The 18,680-nt window shown below is 67.7% G+C and carries 17 protein-coding genes and 1 other RNA gene; 12 read left to right on the top strand and 6 right to left on the bottom strand.

All coding sequences use genetic code 11. The features are described from left to right. The first annotated feature begins 107 nt into the window (after positions 1–107). Positions 108–1,133: a PDZ domain-containing protein gene (locus QR64_RS07590; protein ID WP_006550272.1), complete on the top strand. Its 1,026-nt coding sequence runs from the start codon at positions 108–110 to the stop codon at positions 1,131–1,133. A 63-nt stretch (positions 1,134–1,196) separates the two neighbouring features. On the opposite strand, the gene QR64_RS07585 is transcribed toward QR64_RS07590, so the two are convergent. Further along, complete coding sequence (locus QR64_RS07585) at positions 1,197–1,802, bottom strand: PPA1309 family protein (RefSeq protein ID WP_039584782.1); 606 nt, start codon at positions 1,800–1,802, stop codon at positions 1,197–1,199. 192 nt (positions 1,803–1,994) lie between these two features. Here QR64_RS07585 and QR64_RS07580 point away from each other — a divergent pair, with 192 nt between their 5' ends. Next, positions 1,995–5,009, top strand: coding sequence for a UPF0182 family protein (locus tag QR64_RS07580; protein ID WP_174556232.1), 3,015 nt, complete (start codon positions 1,995–1,997; stop codon positions 5,007–5,009). A 95-nt stretch (positions 5,010–5,104) separates the two neighbouring features. Here QR64_RS07580 and QR64_RS07575 read toward each other — a convergent pair whose 3' ends face one another. From QR64_RS07575 to QR64_RS07560, 4 genes are all read right to left on the bottom strand, one after another. Continuing rightward, a complete protein-coding gene (locus QR64_RS07575; RefSeq protein ID WP_006550275.1) occupies positions 5,105–5,629 on the bottom strand; it encodes a transglycosylase family protein in 525 nt (174 codons plus the stop codon). A gap of 498 nt (positions 5,630–6,127) precedes the next feature. Continuing rightward, positions 6,128–7,831 (bottom strand): acyl-CoA synthetase, encoded by a 1,704-nt coding sequence (locus QR64_RS07570; RefSeq protein WP_052040031.1) that lies wholly within the window; start codon positions 7,829–7,831, stop codon positions 6,128–6,130. Between the two features lie 221 nt (positions 7,832–8,052). Further along, entirely contained in the window at positions 8,053–9,267 is a 1,215-nt protein-coding gene (locus QR64_RS07565) for an acyl-CoA dehydrogenase family protein (RefSeq protein ID WP_019288456.1), read from the bottom strand. A gap of 28 nt (positions 9,268–9,295) precedes the next feature. Further along, on the bottom strand, positions 9,296–10,690 hold the full coding sequence (locus QR64_RS07560) for an acyl-CoA dehydrogenase family protein (protein ID WP_039584780.1): 1,395 nt from the start codon (positions 10,688–10,690) through the stop codon (positions 9,296–9,298). Between the two features lie 166 nt (positions 10,691–10,856). Between QR64_RS07560 and QR64_RS27660 the strand changes: the two genes are divergently transcribed. Continuing rightward, positions 10,857–11,090 carry a MerR family DNA-binding transcriptional regulator gene (locus tag QR64_RS27660; protein ID WP_235367049.1) on the top strand — a complete coding sequence of 78 codons (234 nt, stop codon included), beginning with the start codon at positions 10,857–10,859 and terminating at the stop codon, positions 11,088–11,090. Continuing rightward, entirely contained in the window at positions 11,017–11,481 is a 465-nt protein-coding gene (locus tag QR64_RS07555; protein WP_052227240.1) for a GyrI-like domain-containing protein, read from the top strand. The genes QR64_RS27660 and QR64_RS07555 overlap by 74 nt, the downstream gene beginning before the upstream one ends. A gap of 45 nt (positions 11,482–11,526) precedes the next feature. Here the strand turns inward: QR64_RS07555 and hisN are convergent, their stop codons facing one another. Further along, a complete protein-coding gene (gene hisN, locus QR64_RS07550) occupies positions 11,527–12,312 on the bottom strand; it encodes a histidinol-phosphatase (protein WP_039584779.1) in 786 nt (261 codons plus the stop codon). A gap of 146 nt (positions 12,313–12,458) precedes the next feature. Between hisN and prfB the strand changes: the two genes are divergently transcribed. The 8 genes from prfB to ssrA all read left to right on the top strand — a co-directional run. Beyond that, on the top strand, positions 12,459–13,577 hold the full coding sequence (prfB, locus tag QR64_RS07545; protein ID WP_006550345.1) for a peptide chain release factor 2: 1,119 nt from the start codon (positions 12,459–12,461) through the stop codon (positions 13,575–13,577). A 21-nt stretch (positions 13,578–13,598) separates the two neighbouring features. After that, the gene (locus QR64_RS07540; protein ID WP_006550346.1) at positions 13,599–14,486 is read left to right on the top strand and encodes a mechanosensitive ion channel family protein; all 888 of its coding nucleotides are present in this window, start codon (positions 13,599–13,601) and stop codon (positions 14,484–14,486) included. Then, positions 14,483–14,965, top strand: coding sequence for a hypothetical protein (locus tag QR64_RS07535; RefSeq protein ID WP_052227239.1), 483 nt, complete (start codon positions 14,483–14,485; stop codon positions 14,963–14,965). The genes QR64_RS07540 and QR64_RS07535 overlap by 4 nt, the downstream gene beginning before the upstream one ends. Before the next feature lie 55 nt (positions 14,966–15,020). After that, positions 15,021–15,710: a cell division ATP-binding protein FtsE gene (gene ftsE / locus QR64_RS07530; RefSeq protein ID WP_006550350.1), complete on the top strand. Its 690-nt coding sequence runs from the start codon at positions 15,021–15,023 to the stop codon at positions 15,708–15,710. Positions 15,711–15,759: 49 nt separating this feature from the next. Then, positions 15,760–16,665 carry a permease-like cell division protein FtsX gene (ftsX, locus tag QR64_RS07525; RefSeq protein ID WP_039584778.1) on the top strand — a complete coding sequence of 302 codons (906 nt, stop codon included), beginning with the start codon at positions 15,760–15,762 and terminating at the stop codon, positions 16,663–16,665. A 69-nt stretch (positions 16,666–16,734) separates the two neighbouring features. Next, positions 16,735–17,211: an SsrA-binding protein SmpB gene (smpB, locus tag QR64_RS07520; protein ID WP_024101458.1), complete on the top strand. Its 477-nt coding sequence runs from the start codon at positions 16,735–16,737 to the stop codon at positions 17,209–17,211. Beyond that, the gene (locus tag QR64_RS07515) at positions 17,208–18,065 is read left to right on the top strand and encodes a DMT family transporter (protein ID WP_051121498.1); all 858 of its coding nucleotides are present in this window, start codon (positions 17,208–17,210) and stop codon (positions 18,063–18,065) included. The genes smpB and QR64_RS07515 overlap by 4 nt, the downstream gene beginning before the upstream one ends. Before the next feature lie 255 nt (positions 18,066–18,320). Then, positions 18,321–18,680, top strand: a transfer-messenger RNA (tmRNA) gene (ssrA, locus tag QR64_RS25710); the annotation flags it as partial.

Raw genomic sequence — 18,680 nt, 5'->3', positions numbered from 1 at the left:
CGGTACAAGGCGTCCAGGGCGGGGACCGGCGTCGTGGTCACGCTCATGGCGAACACGACACGGTCGTGGTGTGAAGGGGGTGGTCGGGCGACCGTTACCCTGGCCGGGTGAATCGTCGCTACGTCCTGCCGCTCGCGCTCGTGCTCCCGATCCTCGTCATCGTGGTCGTGGCGTTCAACGTCCGGGCGCCGTACGTGGCGCTCGGCCCCGGCCCCGTCTTCGACACGCTCGGGGAGATCGAGGGCACCCCGGTCGTCGCGCTCGAGGGGATCGAAGAGGACGAGACCGAGGGCAGTCTGTTCATGACGACCGTCGGGGTCACCGACAATCTCACCCTCGCGCAGACCTTCACCGCCTGGATCAGCGGGCGCTACGGCGTGGCGCCGCGCGAGCAGGTCTACCCGCCCGACCGCAGCAAGGACGAGGTCCAGGCCGTCGACCAGGCGCAGTTCGCCCAGTCGGAGCGGTCCGCCGAACTCGCCGCCCTGCACTATCTCGACCTGCCGGTGACCCTGCGGATCGCCGAGGTGGGCCAGGACGCCCCTGCCGCCGGGTTGCTCGAGGCGGGCGACCGGATCGTCGCCGTCGGCGGCGAGGAGATGCGCACGGCCGGCCAGGTCCAGCGCGCGGTCGGCGACGTGCCGCCCGGTGAGTCGGTGGACGTCACCGTCCGGCGCGGCGATGCCGAGGAGTCGTTCGACGTTCCTGTCGGTTCCCGGCCCGGCGACCCGGACAAGGGCTTCCTGGGCATCGCCACCGAGGAGGTTCCCGAGGTGCCCTTCGAGGTCACCTTCAACCTCGCCGACATCGGCGGACCGTCCGCCGGCCTGATGTTCAGTCTGGCCGTGGTGGACAAGCTCAGCCCGGGCCTGCTCAACGGCGGTCTGGACGTCGCCGGTACCGGCACCATCGACTCGGACGGGATGGTCGGTCCGATCGGCGGGATCACCCACAAGCTCACCGCGGCGTCGGAGGACGGCGCGACCGTCTTCCTGGTGCCCGCCGAGAACTGCGCGGAGGCGCAGAGCGGCGCCCCCGAGGGTGTGCAGCTCGTGAAGGTCGAGACGCTCGAGGGTGCGATCGACGCGCTGGCAGCGATCGCGGACGGACGCGACGCGCCCGCCTGCAGCTGATCCCGCCCGTCGGCAGCCGATCCCGCGCGCCGCACGGGGGCCGGCAGTGCGGTGATCGCCCTCTCAGTAGTCGTCGTCGCTCGCCTCGAGGGTCGCGTACAACGCGGCCACGACGTGCGGGGCGAGGTTGTCGTAGGTCCGCAGTTCAGTGCCCGCGAACGGATCGTCGTCGTCGAGGGGGCGCAACTGAAGGAGCGAGAGTGACGGCCCGTCGCGCAGGACCGCGGAGATGAGGCGGGCGGCGCGTCGTTCCGGGTGACTGTGCGCTGCGAGCCGGGCCGCCTCGTCTGCCGCGTGGGCGTCGGCGAGCAATGGCGTGAAGGCGTCGTCGAGTTCGTTCTCGGCGCTCGGCGGCAGCACGACCACCTCCTGCACGAGAGCGCACCCGGCAACCGATCCGGGCCAGGTGGTCGTGGCGAGGAACTCCTCGAGTGCGGGACTGCCGCCCTCGACGTCGTCGGGGAGAGATTCCTGCGCGATCGGGGTGTACTCGTGTCCCTCGTCGAGCTGGTCGGCGAGGGCGGGTTCGGCGGCTGCGAGAAGCACGGTCGGGACGAGCGCGAACATGACGGGAGGGCGGTCCCAACCCTCCGCATCCGCGAAATCGATGATCTCGTGGACGGCGCGCGCGAGTCCTTGTTCGGAAGGTACGGGAAGACGTTGGTTCACCGGCCTATCCTGGCACCCGTACGCGGGTGTGCGCTGCCGGACCTGCGTCGTGCGACCCCCTGTACGAGGATTCCGTAGAGTGGGGCGAAACGGTCACTCCGTGAGAACGAGGCGTGCTCGCACGCTTTCGTCGAGCGCGAGATGTACAGATGCGGTGCGATCGCGCCGCCGGACGAGTTGGGAGCGTGGCACGTGGGCATGAGGCCCCCGACCGGAGTACCTACATTGTCGAAGCGGAGCAGAGTTCTGCTGATCCTGGCAGTGGTGGCCGCAGTGCTGCTCCTGCTCGGACCACGGTTGGTGGACACCTACACCAACTGGCTCTGGTTCGGCGAGGTCGACTTCCGGGACGTATACGTCAAGGTTCTCCTGACCCGGATCGCACTGTTCCTGGCGGTCGGATTGTTCATCGGCGGTGTCGTCTGGCTGGCGATGCTGCTCGCCTACCGGTCGCGCCCGGTCTTCGTGCCGACCACCGGACCCAACGATCCGGTGGCGCGCTACCGCACCACCGTGATGACGCGCATGCGCGCCTTCGGGATCGGTATCCCGGTCGTGCTCGGTGTGCTCTCCGGTCTGGTCGCCCAGGCCGGCTGGGTCACCGTCCAGATGTTCTTCAACGGCGGCGACTTCGGCACCACCGATCCGCAGTTCGGTCTCGACGTCGGCTTCTACGCCTTCGACCTGCCGTTCTACCGCTTCCTGCTCAACTGGTTCTTCGTCGCGATCGTGCTCGGGTTCATCGCGAACCTCGTCACCCACTACATCTTCGGCGGCATCCGCCTCGCCGGTCGCGGGGGAAGCATGTCGACGGCCTCGCGTGTGCAGCTCGCGGTCCTCGCCGGCCTGTTCGTCGCGTTCAAGGCGTTCGCCTACTGGCTCGATCGGTACGAACTGCTGTGGAGCAGCCGCAAGGAACCCACCTTCACCGGCGGTGGCTTCACCGACATCAATGCGGTGTTGCCGGCCAAGCTCATCCTGCTCGCGATCGCCGTCATCTGCGCGATCGCGTTCTTCGCCGCGATCTTCCTGCGCGACCTGCGGATCCCCGCGCTCGCGACGGCGCTGCTCGTGCTCTCGTCGATCCTCGTCGGCGCGGTGTACCCGCTCATGGTCGAGCAGTTCTCGGTGCGCCCGAACGCTGCCGACAAGGAGAGCGAGTACATCGAGCGCAACATCGCCGCGACCCGCGAGGCGTACGGCATCACCGACGACAAGGTGGCGTACGAGGACTACCCGGGTGTGGGCACCACCTCGCCCGAGAACATCCCGGCCGACATCACCACGATCGCGAACGCACGCCTGCTCGACCCGAACGTGCTTCCCCGCACGTTCACGCAGCAGACGCAGCTGAAGAACTTCTACGGCTACCCCGAGTCGCTCGACATCGACCGGTACGAGCTCGACGGTCGTATGGAGGACTACATCGTCGCGGCGCGTGAGCTCTCGCCGACGAGCCTGACCGGCAACCAGACCGACTGGATCAACCGCCACACCGTGTACACGCACGGCAACGGTCTCGTCGCGGCGCCCGCCAACCGCGTGAACGCCGCCGCGAGTGCCTCGGCGGAGGAGGCCGCCAACAGCAACAGCGGCTATCCCGTCTACTTCGTCAGCGACCTGGCGTCGCTCGCCGCGGAGAACCAGGTCATCCCCGTCGAGCAGCCCCGCATCTACTACGGCGAGGTCATCGCCGAGGCCGATCCGGACTACGCGATCGTCGGCAACAGCGCCGACTCGTCCGGTCCGCGCGAGTACGACACCGACACCGAAAAGTACACCTACACCGGCTCGGGCGGCGTCGACATCGGCAACTGGTTCAACCGGCTCGCCTTCGCCGCGAAGTACGGCGAACGCAACATCCTGTTCTCGAGCGCCATCGGCAGCGACTCGAAGATCCTGTTCAACCGCGACCCGCGTGAGCGCGTGACGAAGGTCGCGCCGTGGCTGACGGCCGACGGCGACGCCTACCCGGCCGCGATCGACGGCCGCATCAAGTGGGTCGTCGACGCGTACACCACGCTCGACTACTACCCGTACGCGCAGCGCGCGTCGCTCGAGGGCCTCGTCGAGGACAGCATCGACCAGAACACCGGCCGGTTGCTGCCCCGCAAGGAGGTCTCGTACATCCGCAACTCGGTGAAGGCGACGGTCGATGCCTACGACGGCACAGTGACGCTCTACCAGGTCGACGATGAGGACCCGGTCCTGAAGGCGTGGATGGGTGTCTTCCCTGATGCGGTGACCCCGCAGGACCAGATCTCCGACGAGCTGCGGGCGCACTTCCGGTACCCGGAGGATCTGTTCAAGGTGCAGCGCGAGATGCTCGCCAAGTACCACGTCGACGACCCGCGCGAGTTCTTCACGAACAATGCGTTCTGGTCGGTGCCGGCGGACCCGACGGTCGACACCAGCGCGAACCAGCCGCCCTACTACCTGCTCATGGGCGATCGCGAGACGGCGGATCCCCGGTTCCGTCTGACCTCGGCGATGGTGGGTTACAACCGGCAGTTCCTGTCGGCGTACATCTCGGTCGAATCCGACCCGGAGAACTACGGGAAGTTCACGATCCTGCAGTTGCCGACGGATACGCAGACCTTCGGTCCGGAGCAGACGCAGAACGCGATGATCTCCGACACCCGAGTGGCTTCGGAACGGACCCTGCTCGAACGGTCCAACCGGATCCAATACGGCAACCTGCTCACCCTGCCCATCGCGGACGGCGGCATCCTGTACGTCCAGCCGATGTACACCGAGCGCAACGCGACGGCGGGTAGCACGTCGACCTTCCCGCAGCTGTCGCGCGTGCTCGTCAGCTACCGGGAGCCGGGTGCCAGCGGTGGCGTCCGGATCGGTTACGCACCGACTCTCGCCGGTGCGCTCGACCAGGTGTTCGGTCCCGGCGTCGGCGACGCGGCCACCGCTCCCGGTGGCGAGGCGCTGCCCACCGCCGAGGTGGAGGACGAGACGCGGGGCGAGGTGATCGAGGGCACCACGGACGAGAACCAGCCTTCCGATCAGCAGCAACAGCAGCCCACCTCGCCGGCGCCGACGACTCCCGCGAATCGCGATGCCGCGGTCGCGGAGCTCGATTCGGCACTCGCGGAGCTGGCCAACGCGCAGACCAGCGGCGATTTCGAAGCCTACGGACGGGCGCTGCGGCGGGTGCAGCAGGCCGTCGATGCCTACGAATCCACTGGCGGCTGAATCCACCGGCGGCTGATCCGGTAACGGAAACCGACACGACGAAGGCCCGCGGTTCGCACCGCGGGCCTTCGTCGTGTTCGCAGAGACGGTCTGCGTCAGCGACCGGCCAGCGTGATATCGACGATCTGCGCGAACTCGGCGCCGAAGCCGTACTGCTGGGCGAGCTGGTTCGCGGTGTCGACGGCCTGGGTGACCTCGGCCGGCAACTCGGGGGCGGCCGGAGCCGCGGGTGCCGGAGCCTCGGGTGCCGGTGCGGGCGCCTCGGGTGCGGCGGGAGCCGGCGCGGATTCGGTTGTCAGGTACTGACCGCAGACGGGCCACGCGCCGGGGCCCTGTGTCTGCAGGACGTTCTCGGCGACACGGATCTGCTCCGCCTTCGAGGCTTGGTCCGCGCGGCCGCTGCCGCCGTTGGCCTCCCAGGTGCTCTGCGAGAACTGCAGGCCGCCGTAGTAGCCGTTGCCGGTGTTGATGGCCCAGTTGCCACCGCTCTCGCACTGGGCGACGCCGTCCCAGTTGTGCTGGGCGGCGGACGCGGTGCCGGTGGCGAGCGCGAACGGAACCGCGGCGAGTGCACCGGTGACGACGGCAGTGCGGAATGCACGCGTGCTGAAGTTGGTCATTCTGTGGAGTCCTTCCCGCGCTCGCGGAGCGCGACGGCCCTCGTCGATCTCGCTCGACGGAGAAATGTCTCCGTCCGGATCGGGGACCACGTCGGTTGCGTCCCTGCCCCTCGGGTCTTCGTAGGCACCGGATCCCGCGGGGCAGACTGGCGGCGACGGGCCGGTGGTGGCTCGGCTGTTTCGAGCCGGGACCGACAGTACAAAGCGCTCCGCGGCGCGTCATCCCCCGCCGGGAGAGGTGTTTGTCCACCTGATGGGATGGGACGATTGAGTCTTCGCAGCTCAGGAAGGTGATAACGGGGGTCGATGCAAGATCGTTACACCGTCGTTATGTGGCGATAGTCATGGTGGAAATGTGAACCGAGACACCTCGGGGTTGCGATTTCGGTTGTCGTCGAGGCTCATCCGCGTCCGACGAGGCGATTTGCATTCCGTTTCCGTGCTCGTGTAGGTTCATTNGGTCGTCTCGGACGACCGGCCTTCGTTCGTTCGAGGGGGTCACCCCCGGGCGGTGGTGTACCCCTTCTCGGGATCCTCGGGCAGATCCATCTCCACCAGCACCCGGCGCAGCAGCTTCCCGGTGGCGTTGCGCGGCAGCTCGTCGAGGAAAACCACCTCGCGCGGAACCTTGTACCGGGCGAGATTCGACTTCACGAACGCCTTGATGTCCTCGGCGTTGCGGGAGGAGTCGGGGGAGGGAACCACGAAGGCTCGCAGTCGCTGCCCGAACTCGGGATCGGGGACACCCACCACGGCGGCGTCGAGTATGTCCTCCCGCTCGGCGAGCAGGTTCTCGACCTCGAGCGGATAGACGTTCTCGCCGCCGGAGACGATCATGTCGTCGTCGCGACCGTTGACGAAGAGCAGGCCGTTCTCGTCCCAGTGCCCGATGTCGCCGATCGACAGCAACCCGTCGATGCGTTCCTTGTCGCGACCGTCGGTGTAGCCGGCGAAGGACAGGCCGCTCGAGACGAAGATGCGGCCGGGGACGTGCGGCTCGGTGATGCGGTTGCCGTCGTCGTCGAACAGCACCACCCGACACGTCACGGGAGGGCGACCGGCCGTGCCGGGGGCCTGCCGGATGTCGTCGGGGGTCGCGACCGTCGCGACGGCGCATTCGGTGGAGCCGTACAGGTTGTAGAGCACGTGTCCGAACGCCTCCGTCGTCCGGCGACACACGTCGGGCGAGAGCGACGAACCCGCGGAGAAGACGATCTTCAGGCTCGAGGTGTCGTACTCGGCGATCTTCTCCGGTCCGAGGTCGAGGATCCGCTGCAGCATCGTCGGGACCACCACCAGCACGATCGCTCCGTGCTGCTCGACGAGGCCCAAGGTGTCGACGGGGGAGAAGCGCCGCATCATCACCACGGTCTGACCCAGTGCGAGGGCGAGCGCGAACTGCGAGACGCCGGTGCCGTGGAAGGCCGGGGCGGCCATGAGCATCGTCTGCCCGGGGCGCAGCGGAACCCGATCGAGGAACTGGACCGACGCGAACGGTGACGTGCGGCCGCGCGGCGCGCCCTTCGGGGTGCCGGTGGTGCCGCTGGTGAGCAATACGAATCCACCGAAGACCTCCGGCGCGGGCAGGGACGAGCCGTCCAGCCCTTCGATCGACTGCTCCAGCGTCGGGATGCCGGGGACCTCGTCGTCCGCCCAGGAGACGTACCGGCGCACGTCGTCGGGGAGCGCGGCTGCGACCTCGGCGAATTCGCTGTCGAAGACGAACGTCGAGACCTGTTCGCGCGCTGCGACATCGACGAGTTGCCGCGGCGCGAAACCGGTGTTCATCATCACCAGTCGCACACCGAGCTTGGCGGTGGCGAGCATCGTCAACACGAGACCGCGGTGATTCCGGGCCATGATGCCCATGACCGATCCCGGCTCCACCCCGGCGCGTTGCCACGCACGCACGAGGGCATTGGAGCGGGCCTCGAGTTCCTTGTAGGTGACATCGCCGGCCTCGTCGATCAGGGCGACGGCGTCGAGACCGCGTTCGGCCTGTGCGTGCACGGCGCCGGCGAAGGGGCCGTACTTGTTGGCCGCCATGATCGTCCCGATGCTGTGGTCCACGCGCGGAAAGTGCAGCAGACCTGCGCGATGGAGTACCGCGAGTGATCCGATGGTGTCCTTGACCTGGCCGATCGTGTCGTCGAGCGTGATCCGCCCACTCGTGATCCTGCCGAGAATGTCCTGACCGAGCATCCGTCCCCCTAGCTGTGTGTCGGCGTCAGCACACACAGTAGCCGTGACGTAGCTCACATTCCAGGCAATCTTCCACGGATGATCTTCCTGGAACGGGTAGAGCCCTCGCCGCACCTGCGGCGAGGGCTCTACCCCGATGGATCCTCCGACACGTCCGGTACCGTGCGCAGACACCGGTCCCATCCTTCCGGCGCCCGCGGACGGACCCCATGCCCCGAGCGTTATTTCAGTTCGGAGGACGACTTTCCGAGCACCCGCCGAGCGACGATGAGCTGCTGGATCTGCTGGGTGCCCTCGAAGATGTCGAGAATCTTGGAATCGCGTGCCCACTTCTCGAGCAGCGGCCGCTGCGAATACCCGTAGGTTCCGGCGAGTTCGACGGCCTTGAGCGAGACCGCGGTGCCGGTGCGGCCGGCCTTCGCCTTCGACACCGACGCCTCGAGGGAGTTGGGCTTCTTGTTGTCGGCCATCCACGTCGCGCGCAGCGCGAGCAGGTAGGCGGCCTCCCAGTCGGCCTCGAGCGCGAGGAACTCGGCGGCCGCGGCATGCTGGTTGTTCGCGGGGATGTCGTAGGAGACCTCGACGCCCGCCTCCTTCAGGATCGTGCGCAGTTCCTCGAGTACCGCACGACCGAGACCCACGGCCATGCCGGCCACGATCGGACGCGTGTTGTCGAAGGTCTGCATGACCCCGGCGAACCCCTTCTCGGTGTTCACCTCCGGGGAGCCGAGGATGTTGTCCTTCGGGATGCGGCAGTTGTCGAGCACGAGCACCGCGGTGTCGGATGCCTTGATGCCGAGCTTCTTCTCGAGACGCGCGACCGAGAGTCCGGGAGCCTCGCGCGGCACGACGAACGACTTGATCGCGGCGCGGCCCTTCGACCTGTCGACGGACGCCCACACGACGATGTGCGTGGAACGCTCACCGGCGGTGACGAAGATCTTCTCGCCGTTGAGGACCCACTCGTCGCCGTCGAGCACGGCCGTGGTCGTCACGGCCGCCGAATCGGATCCGAAACCGGGCTCGGTGATTGCCATGGAGGCCCACACCTTGCCGAAGCGTTCGAGCTGCTCGTCGGTGGCCACCGCGGCGATCGCGGAATTGCCCAGGCCCTGGTAGGGGATCGACAGGGTCAGGCCGACGTCGCCCCAGCACGTCTCGATGACATTGAGGAGTCCGGCCATGTTGCCGCCGTTGGCATTTCCGGCGGGGCCGTCCTGCTTGGCCTTGCTGTCGCGGCCGAGCGCGGCACCCGCCGCGCCCTGGCCGGAGTCGTTGAGCCCTTCGACCATCGCGGCCATGGTGTCGAGTTCGATGGGGTACTCGTGCTCGGCGAGGTCGTACTTGCGGGAGATCGGCCGGAAAATCTGCGCGGCGACCTGATGGGCCTGGTTCGCGGAAGCCTTGAGCTTCCGGGGAAGTTCGAGATTGATCATCACAGGTTCCTTGTTCGGGTCGGGCCGATCAGACGAGGACGACGCCCTCGGCGACTCCGATTGCTCGCAGGTCGCGGTACCAACGTTCGACGGGGTGTTCCTTGGTGTAGCCGTGGCCGCCGAGCAGCTGGACGCCGTCGAGGCCGAACTGCATGCCCTTGTCGGTGGCGAGCTTGCGGGCCAGGGCCGCCTCGCGAGCGAACGACAGGCCCTGCTCGGCCCGCGACGCACCGCGCAGGGTGACCAGACGTAGACCGTCGAGCTCGATCTTGATGTTGGCCACCATGAACGCCACCGCCTGCCGGTGGCTGATGGGCTCGCCGAACGCCTCGCGCTCGTTGACGTAGGGGACCACGTAGTCGAGCACGGCCTGACCGGTGCCCATCGCCAGAGCTGCCCAGCCCAGGCGCGACAGGCGCACGGCGTCGGCGTACTGCTCGGCGCGGACGTCGGCGTCGTCGTCGCCGAGACGTGCCGATTCCGGCACCGCGACGTCCTCGAGCAGGAGGCGGCCCAGTCCGGCGGCGCGCAGGCCCATGCCCGGATCGGCCTCGATCACGACGCCCTTGCTCTTCGCCTCGACGAGGAAGAGGGACGGCTTACCGTCGAGTTCGGCTGCCACGACGAACAGTTCGGCGCTGCCCGCCGCCGGGACGAACGACTTCACGCCGTTGAGCCGGTAGCCGCTGGGGGAGCGCACCGCCTTGGTCTGCAACGCGAAGGGATCGAACAGGGCGCGCGGCTCGGCGATGACGACCGACGCCTGGGGGACATCGTCGCCGGCGAAGGCCGGCAGGTAGGTCTTCTGTTGGTCCTCGGTGCCCCACTGTGTGAGCGCCACGGCCACACCGCTCGGCGCGAGGATCGGCAGGGCCAGGCCCATGTCGCCGTGCGCGAGGGCCTCGGCGACCAGCACGTTGGTGACCACGCCGCGCTCGTCGGCGGCGCCGTCGAACGCCTCGGGTACGTTGACCATGGTGATGCCGAGTTCGGCTGCGCGCGCGAGTAGATCGGCCGGGGCCGCGGCGGCCTCGTCGGCGTCGTGCGCGGCGGGGCGCAGGATCTCGGCGGCGAACTCACGCACCGTCTCCGTGATCATCTGCTGATCGTCGGTCGGGGTGAGATCGAAGAAGTCGGCGTTCTTCGCGGTGGTGAGACGCTGCGGGCCGCTCGCGCCGCCGGACATTTTCTTGAAGGTGCGCGTGGCGGCGCCGAGGGTCTTGAAGCCGGTCTTCGTGGACTGGTACGTGATCCGGTCGATCGTCTCGCGGATCTTGTACCGGTCGGCCAGTTCGGAACCCGTGATCCGGGTGAGCGCGCGCATGGCAGCACCCATGGCGTCGCGTTTGATCGGATTGAGGCCGACGGCGGACGTGTCGCGAGGCGTGTGGCGGCCCACGCTGTCTTGCTTGCTCATGATCACCAGAAGTCTCTCGATGCGGCAGCGGACACTCCCGATCTTACTTCTGAGTAAGGTCACTGTCTACCGCGCAGTAAGTTCCGCGGTGGACGCGTGTCGCCCAGCATCGTCCGCTGTGTCGCGAGCACGAGTTGACTCTCACACCGTGTGAGGTCGCAGACTCGGCGCCATGGCCGACACCACCAGGTTGATGTCCATCGGAGAGTTCTCGTCCCTGACCCGGATCAGCGTGCGGATGCTGCGGCACTACGACTCGCAGGGAGTGCTGATCCCCGCCGTGGTCGACGAGGTCAGCGGTTACCGCCGATACCTCCCCGAGCAGACCGCCGATGCCGCGCGAGATTCCTCAGCAGACCTACGTCTGCCTCCGCGGCACCGTCGCCGACTACTCGGCCGAAGGTGAACTGTGGCAACGCTTCATGCCCGCCCTGCAGGAGCAGGGCATCGTCCCGACCGGACCCGGCGGATGCATCGAACACGACGGCGAGTTCCGTGAGTCGGACGTCGACGAATCGGTGTTCCTGCCGGTGGCGCCGGGAACCACGGCCCGCGAGCCGCTGACGGTCCACGAGTTCCCCTCACGCCGGGCGGTCGTCGCCACCGTGACCGGGCCGTACGCCGAATCGATCCCGCGGGCCCACGAGGCGATCGCCGAATTCCTGACCGAACACGGCCTGTCCGCGGCCCGGGTCGACGACGACGTGGCCACCCACCACTTCAACGTCTATCTCGATGATCCGGGCGTCACGAACGAAGCCGACCTCGAGACCGCTGTGCATCTCCCGGTCCGCTGACGAACCCGGCCCCACGCGTGACCATCCGTGCGTGGGGCCGGCCACTCACTTCAGTCGACCGAGCACCTCGTCGTGCAGCGTGCCGTTGGTCGCGACCGCACTGCCGCCGTGCGGACCGTCCGCACCCTCGAGGTTCGTGAACCGTCCACCTGCCTCGCGCACCAGCACGTCGAGCGCGGCCAGATCCCACAGCGAAACCTCGGGTTCGAGCGCGATCTCGAGGGCGCCCTCGGCGAGCAGGCAGTAGGAGAAGAAGTCGCCGTAGGCGCGCACCCGCCACACGTCGTCGGTCAGGGCGACGAAACGATCACGGATGCCACGCTCGTGCCAGCCGCTCAGGCTCGAGAAGCTCAGCGACGCCGACGCGAGGTCGGTCACCTCCGACACCGAGATGCGCCGGGGCTCGGCACCGTCGTGCGACACCCAGGCGCCGCCGTCCACGGCCGCCCACCACCGACGGTTCAGTGCCGGGGCGCTGACCACGCCCACGACAGGCACACCGTCCTCGAGGAGCGAGATCAGGCTCGCCCAGACCGGTACGCCACGCACGAAGTTCTTCGTGCCGTCGATCGGATCGACGACCCACTGCCGCCCGCGGAAGACCGCGTCGCCACCGAACTCCTCGCCGAGCACCGCGTCGTCCGGTCGCTGCTCGCCGAGCATCTCGCGGATGGCGCGCTCGACGGCGAGGTCGGCGTCGGAGACCGGACTCAGGTCCGGCTTGTCGTCCACCTTCAGGTCCAGCGCACCGAAGCGGTCGCGGGTGATGGCGTCGGACGCGTCGGCGAGTCGGAGTGCGAGGTCCAGGTCGGCGGTGTAGTCGGTGGTCATGACGGAAACGCTAGCCGCCGTCGTCCGGGGCCGAGCAGCTTGCCGTCCACTCCGGGGTCGGCGCGGTGCTCGACCCGACCGGGGCCCTGCCGTGTCGATCGCTGCCCACGGCGGGCCGGTTCGTCGCTCCGGTAACCTGTTGAATCGTGCATCCCGATGTTTCCGCAGCCCTGACCGAGCTCGACACGACCCTCCGCACCGTGGAGTCGGTCCTCGACGTCGAGGAGCTGCGACGGCGCATCGACGAACTCGAACACCAGGCCGCCGACCCCGAGCTGTGGAACGACCAGGACCACGCCCAGAAGGTCACCAGCGAACTGTCGCACGCACAGGGTGAGCTGCGCCGGGTCGAGGGCCTGCGCCAGCGGCTCGAGGATCTCCCGGTTCTGTACGAGCTCGCCGAGGGCGAGGAGGGCGAGGCCCGCACCGCCGCCCTGGCCGACGCCGAGGCCGAACGCGAGAGCCTGCGCGCCGACATCGAGGCGATGGAGGTGCGCACGCTGCTGTCCGGCGAGTACGACCAGCGCGACGCGCTCGTCAACATCCGCGCGGGCGCCGGTGGCGTCGACGCCGCCGACTGGGCCGAGATGCTCATGCGTATGTACATCCGCTGGGCCGACAAGCACGGCTACGGCGTCGAGGTCTACGACACCTCCTACGCGGAAGAGGCCGGCATCAAGTCCGCCACCTTCGCCGTCAAGGCGCCCTACACCTACGGGACCCTGTCGGTCGAGATGGGCACGCACCGTCTCGTCCGCATCAGCCCCTTCGACAACCAGGGCCGCCGCCAGACCTCCTTCGCCGAGGTCGAGGTGCTGCCGGTCGTCGAGACCACCGACCACATCGACATCGACGAGAACGACGTCCGCGTCGACGTCTACCGCTCGTCCGGCCCGGGAGGCCAGTCGGTCAACACCACCGACTCCGCCGTGCGCCTGACGCATATCCCGACCGGCATCGTCGTCACCTGTCAGAACGAGAAGTCGCAGTTGCAGAACAAGGTCGCGGCCATGCGTGTCCTGCAGGCCAAGCTCCTCGAGCGCAAGCGCCAGGAGGAGCGCGCCGAGATGGATGCGCTCAAGGGCGACGGCGGCAGTTCGTGGGGCAACCAGATGCGCTCGTACGTGCTGCATCCCTACCAGATGGTCAAGGACCTGCGCACCGAGTACGAGGTCAACAACCCCTCGGCGGTGCTCGACGGCGACATCGACGGATTCCTCGAATCGGGCATCCGCTGGCGTATGCGAGAAGAGCAGAAATCGTGATCGGAAACAGGAGAGGGGCCTGTGCCGTTTCTTCCCGGAGCTAGACTGCTCGACTGGTTGTCGACGAGCGGGCTGCTGATCGCACTCACGATTCTGGGTGCGGTTCTGATCGCCCGGTTCGTCTCCTGGATCGGCAGCCGCATCACGCGCCGCATCGACGAGCGCTACACGCAGTCCGACGACCTCGTGCGGTCCGAGGCGACGAAGCATCGCCATTCGGTCGCCCAGGTGGTCACGTGGATGGCGATCTCGTTCGTGTACATCGTTGCGACCCTGAAGGTGTTCGACTATCTGCAGCTGCCCATCGGCAGCCTGGTCGCGCCGGCGACCGTGCTCGGCGCGGCGCTCGGCTTCGGTGCCCAGCGCATCGTGCAGGACATCCTCGCGGGGTTCTTCATCATCACCGAACGGCAGTACGGCTTCGGCGACACCGTGCAGATCTCCGTGACCGGTGCGTCCGAGGACGCGATCGGCACCGTCGAGGACGTCACGTTGCGCGTCACCCGGGTGCGTAGCACGGCGGGTGAGGTCATCACCGTCCCCAACGGGCAGATCAACAAGGCCGTCAACCTGTCGAAGGACTGGGCGCGCGCCGTGGTGGACGTGCCGATCCCGGTGACCGCCGACATCGCCGACGTCACCGAGATGCTGCGCGAACTGGGTGTCGCCGCATACAAGGAACCCCGCCTGCGGGAGCTGTTGCTCGACGAACCGAGTGTGATGGGTGTCGAGAGCCTCGAGGTGGATCAGCTCAGCGTCCGCATGGTCGCGCGCACGCTGCCCGGCAAGCAGTTCCAGGTGGGCCGTCTGCTGCGTGCGCGGATCGCGCGAGCACTGCGTGAACGGGGCATCACCGTCACGCCCCAGCTCGACACCGCCAGCGTGGTCGATCGAGTGGAGGCACAGTGACACCGGGTGGAGGGACGTCGGGTGGGGGCGCGGCCACCGAGCCGGAGGAGAAGCACCGCAGGCGCATCCCGTCGCACCTCCTCGGTGGGCGGATCAGGACCACGACCTTCGCGTTGTGCACCCTGTGGCTTGCGCTGTGGGTGACCTACCTGTTCCTCAACCCGCCCGAGGACACCCCCGATGCGCCGTCGACCGCCGTGATCATCTCCGAGACGCCCTACGTGCCGTACGTGCCGCCGGCGACCACCGCCCCGCAGGAGAAGTCCGTGCCGGAGACCACCGACACGCCCTATCCGCCGACGACGGCGACCGGCGTGCCGGGCAGGGAACAGGGCGGGACGCCGCCGCAGGATGCCACGACGACAGCGCCCCCCACCACGACGAACAGGCAGTTCCCGTTCGACCTGCCCACGATCCCCGGACTGAACGACCAGCAGGATCCGACGGTGACCGAGGACACCGACGCTCCGTCGTCGTAGAGCACCGACGAGCCGGTGCCGTAGGTCACCGTCCGGTAACGGTTAGCATGTCCACGTGATCCGGCTGGAGAATGTGTCCAAGTCCTACAAGACGTCCACGCGTCCCGCGCTCGAAGGGGTCTCGGTGCACGTCGAGAAGGGCGAGTTCGTCTTTCTCATCGGTCCCTCCGGATCCGGGAAGTCGACCTTCCTCCGGTTGCTCCTGCGAGAGGAGAAGCCCACCACCGGCGACATCCACGTGGCCGATTTCCACGTCAACCGGCTGCCGGCGCGTCGCGTACCGAAGCTGCGCCAGAATCTCGGATGCGTCTTCCAGGACTTCCGGTTGCTCCAGCGCAAGACGGTCGCCGAGAACATCTCGTTCGCTCTCGAGGTGATCGGTAAGCCGCGCGGAGTGATCGAACGGACGGTGCCGGAGGTTCTCGACCTGGTGGGACTGTCCGGCAAAGCCGACCGGTTGCCCGCCGAACTGTCCGGCGGCGAACAGCAGCGTGTCGCGATCGCGCGTGCGTTCGTCAACCGGCCGCTCGTGCTGATGGCCGACGAACCGACCGGCAACCTCGACCCCGAGACCAGCCAGGACATCATGCTGCTGCTCGAACGCATCAACCGCACGGGCACGACGGTGCTCATGGCGACCCACGACCACCACATCGTCGACTCGATGCGGCGACGGGTCGTCGAACTCGATCTCGGACGCGTCGTGCGCGACGAGGCACGCGGCGTCTACGGCGTCGGCCGCTAGATCCCGTCACCCGAGCATCCCCACCAGGCAACCGAAGGAATCCCACCCGATGCGTGCCAGCTTCCTGTTCAGCGAGGTCACCACCGGCCTGCGCCGCAACCTCACCATGACCATCGCGATGATCCTCACCACGGCGATCTCCCTCGCGCTGTTCGGTGCAGGGCTGCTCGTGGTCCAGATGGCGGGCAAAACGGAACGGATCTTCCTCGACCGGGTCGAGGTGCAGGTGTTCCTGACCGAGGACATCTCCTCGCTCGATCCGGAGTGCAAGCAGGATCTCTGCTCCACCCTGCGCAGCGACCTCGAGAGCACCGACGACGTGGTGTCGGTCCAGTACCTGAGCCGCGACGACGCCGTCCTCGACGCCACCGATCGTGTCTTCGCCGATCAGCCCGAACTCGCCGAACTCGTGAGTGCCGACAGCTTCCCTGCCTCCTTCAAGATCAAGATGTCCGATCCGGATCGATTCGCGGCGATCCAGGACGATTTCGGTACCCGGCCCGGAGTCGACAGCGTGCTCAACCAGCAGGATCTCGTCGAGCGTCTGTTCGGCGTGCTCGGCGGCATCCGCAACGGCGCGTTCGCAATCGCCACGATCCAGGCGATCGCGGCCGTGCTTCTGATCGCGAACATGGTGCAGATCGCGGCCTTCACCCGCCGCACCGAGGTCGGCATCATGCGGCTGGTCGGCGCGACTCGCTGGTACACGCAGCTGCCCTTCCTCCTCGAAGCGGTGATCGCCGCGATCGTGGGTGCCGCACTCGCCATCGGCGGACTCTTCGTCGCCAAGAGCATGTTCGTCGACGACATGCTCACCGAGGTCTACGACGCGAACATCGTCGCCCGCATCACCGACAGCGACATCCTTCTGGTCTCGCCGTTCCTGGTCCTCGTGGGCGTGGGAATGGCCGCTCTCACCTCGTATGTGACCTTGCGTCTGTACGTGCGTGAATAAGGTGTCGTGCGAGGTTCCTATGCTGGACGGTGTTCTGTTCGATCGATCGTGGACCGGAAAGGCCTGCACGTGAAGGAAAAGGGCCGGAAGGTCATCGCGACCAACCGGAAGGCGCGCCACAACTACACCATCCTCGACACCTACGAGGCGGGCATCGCCCTCGTCGGTACCGAGGTCAAGAGCCTGCGGGAGGGAAAGGCCTCCCTGGTGGACGCATTCGCGACCGTCGACGACGGCGAGGTGTGGTTGCGGGGTCTGCACATTCCGGAATACGGGCACGGCACGTGGACCAACCACGCTCCGCGCCGCACCCGCAAGCTGCTGCTGCACCGTCGCGAGATCGACGCGCTCGTCGGCAAGACCCGGGAGGGCAACCAGACCCTCGTGCCGCTGTCGATGTACTTCTCCGACGGCAAGGTCAAGGTCGAGCTCGCGCTCGCCAAGGGCAAGCAGGACTACGACAAGCGTCAGGATCTCGCCCGCCGGACCGCCGAACGTGAGGTGACCCGCGAGCTCGGCCGGCGAGTGAAGGGCATGAGCCGCTGATCGCGGTCGCGCTCGCGCTCCTCGCGGCGGTCGGGTACGGCCTCAGCGATTTCGCCGGGGGTGCCGCCTCCCGTCGCGCGAGCGCACTCGGCGTCGTCGCCGTCACCTACCCGGCTTCGCTCGTCGTGTCCCTGATCGCCGCGTCGATCGTCGGCGGCGACCTCACCGCGGCGTCCCTCGCGTGGGGTGCCGCAGCGGGCGTGGCCGGCGGCATCGCCGTCTGGTGGTTCTACCTCGCACTGGCGAACGGGCCGATGTCGGTCGTCTCACCGGTCACCGCTGTCGTCGTGGCCGGAATCCCCGTGCTGTTCGGGATCGCGACGGGGGACCGGCCCGGTCTTCTCGCCTATCTCGGCATCGTCGTCGCGGTGATCGCGGTGGGGCTGGTCAGCCGCGAATCCGACGAGACCGTCACCGGTGTCGGACACCCGCGCTTCACGTCGAGGATCGCGTGGTGGACGGTCGGATCGGGCATCGCCTTCGCGTTGTCGTTCATCGGCCTCGGTCAGGTCGGCACCGGCACCGGCCTGTGGCCGCTCGCCGCCTCCCGCGCGACCGCCACCCTCGTGGTCTGGCTGGTGATCGCCTTCTCGTGGCGCACCGTGGTGTGGCCGATCCGGTCGCTCCTGCCGATCCTGATCGGGATCGGCGTGATCGACGTGATCGCGAACGGTGCACTGCTGTTCGCCTACCAGCACGGCCTGCTGTCGCTGGTGAGCGTGATCGCGGCGCTGTATCCGGCGGTGACGGTGCTACTCGCCGTCATCGTGCTCGGAGAGCGCGTGAGCCGGGTGAAACTGCTCGGCCTGCTCGCAGCCGGACTGGCCGTCGCACTCGTCAGCCTGCCCGGCTGATCCGGGGTGGGGTGGGAAGAACACGAATCCTGGAGGCGCTGGACCCGGCATCGTGGAAAGCGCGTCACCGGACGGAGCGCTACGGGTGACACCCGGCGACGCCGGACTCGGGTCACCCCGACCCGGTTCCGTTGCCGGTGAGCGGCGGTGTGAGTAGGCTCATGACCCGGCAACGAATCGTTTTCGAAAATGGGAATGACATCGGGCCTTCGGGTCGTTACAGTAGGTAGTCCTGCGAAGGTCGCAGGCGCGTACGGGGCTGAACGGTTTCGACTGCGTACGTTGAGCAAGGGGAAGCGTGTCGGTGCAGGCAAGAGACCACCGTAAGCGTCGCTGTAACCAATTAAGCGCCGAGTCCACTCAGCGCGAGTACGCCCTCGCTGCCTAAGCGAGCGCGTCTCTGTCAGCCCGGGTTTGCTCTCGACCCGGATCCTGGCATCGACTAGAGAGCTCTACCGTACGGCTCGGTCGCGGAGACGTGCGGGACAACAAACAGCGACTGGGATCGTCATCTCGTCTTGTTCGCGAGAACGGGAGATCCGAGTAGAGACATAGCGAACTGCACACGGAGAAGCCCTCGCGAGGCGGCGGAGGACCCGGGTTCGATTCCCGGCA

The sequence above is a fragment of the Rhodococcus sp. Chr-9 genome (assembly GCF_000801125.1).
GTDB lineage: Bacteria > Actinomycetota > Actinomycetes > Mycobacteriales > Mycobacteriaceae > Rhodococcus > Rhodococcus pyridinivorans.
This window is presented reverse-complemented; position numbering and strand designations above follow the sequence as displayed.

Bases quoted from the DNA above. Each gene is read 5' to 3' on its own strand.
- QR64_RS07565 (WP_019288456.1), bottom strand. From the start codon at position 9,267: ATGATCAATCTCGAACTTCCCCGGAAGCTCAAGGCTTCCGCGAACCAG.
- QR64_RS27660 (WP_235367049.1), top strand. From the start codon at position 10,857: ATGGCCGACACCACCAGGTTGATGTCCATCGGAGAGTTCTCGTCCCTG.
- hisN (WP_039584779.1), bottom strand. From the start codon at position 12,312: ATGACCACCGACTACACCGCCGACCTGGACCTCGCACTCCGACTCGCC.
- QR64_RS07570 (WP_052040031.1), bottom strand. From the start codon at position 7,831: ATGCTCGGTCAGGACATTCTCGGCAGGATCACGAGTGGGCGGATCACG.
- QR64_RS07575 (WP_006550275.1), bottom strand. From the start codon at position 5,629: ATGACCAACTTCAGCACGCGTGCATTCCGCACTGCCGTCGTCACCGGT.
- QR64_RS07555 (WP_052227240.1), top strand. From the start codon at position 11,017: ATGCCGCGCGAGATTCCTCAGCAGACCTACGTCTGCCTCCGCGGCACC.
- ftsX (WP_039584778.1), top strand. From the start codon at position 15,760: ATGCGTGCCAGCTTCCTGTTCAGCGAGGTCACCACCGGCCTGCGCCGC.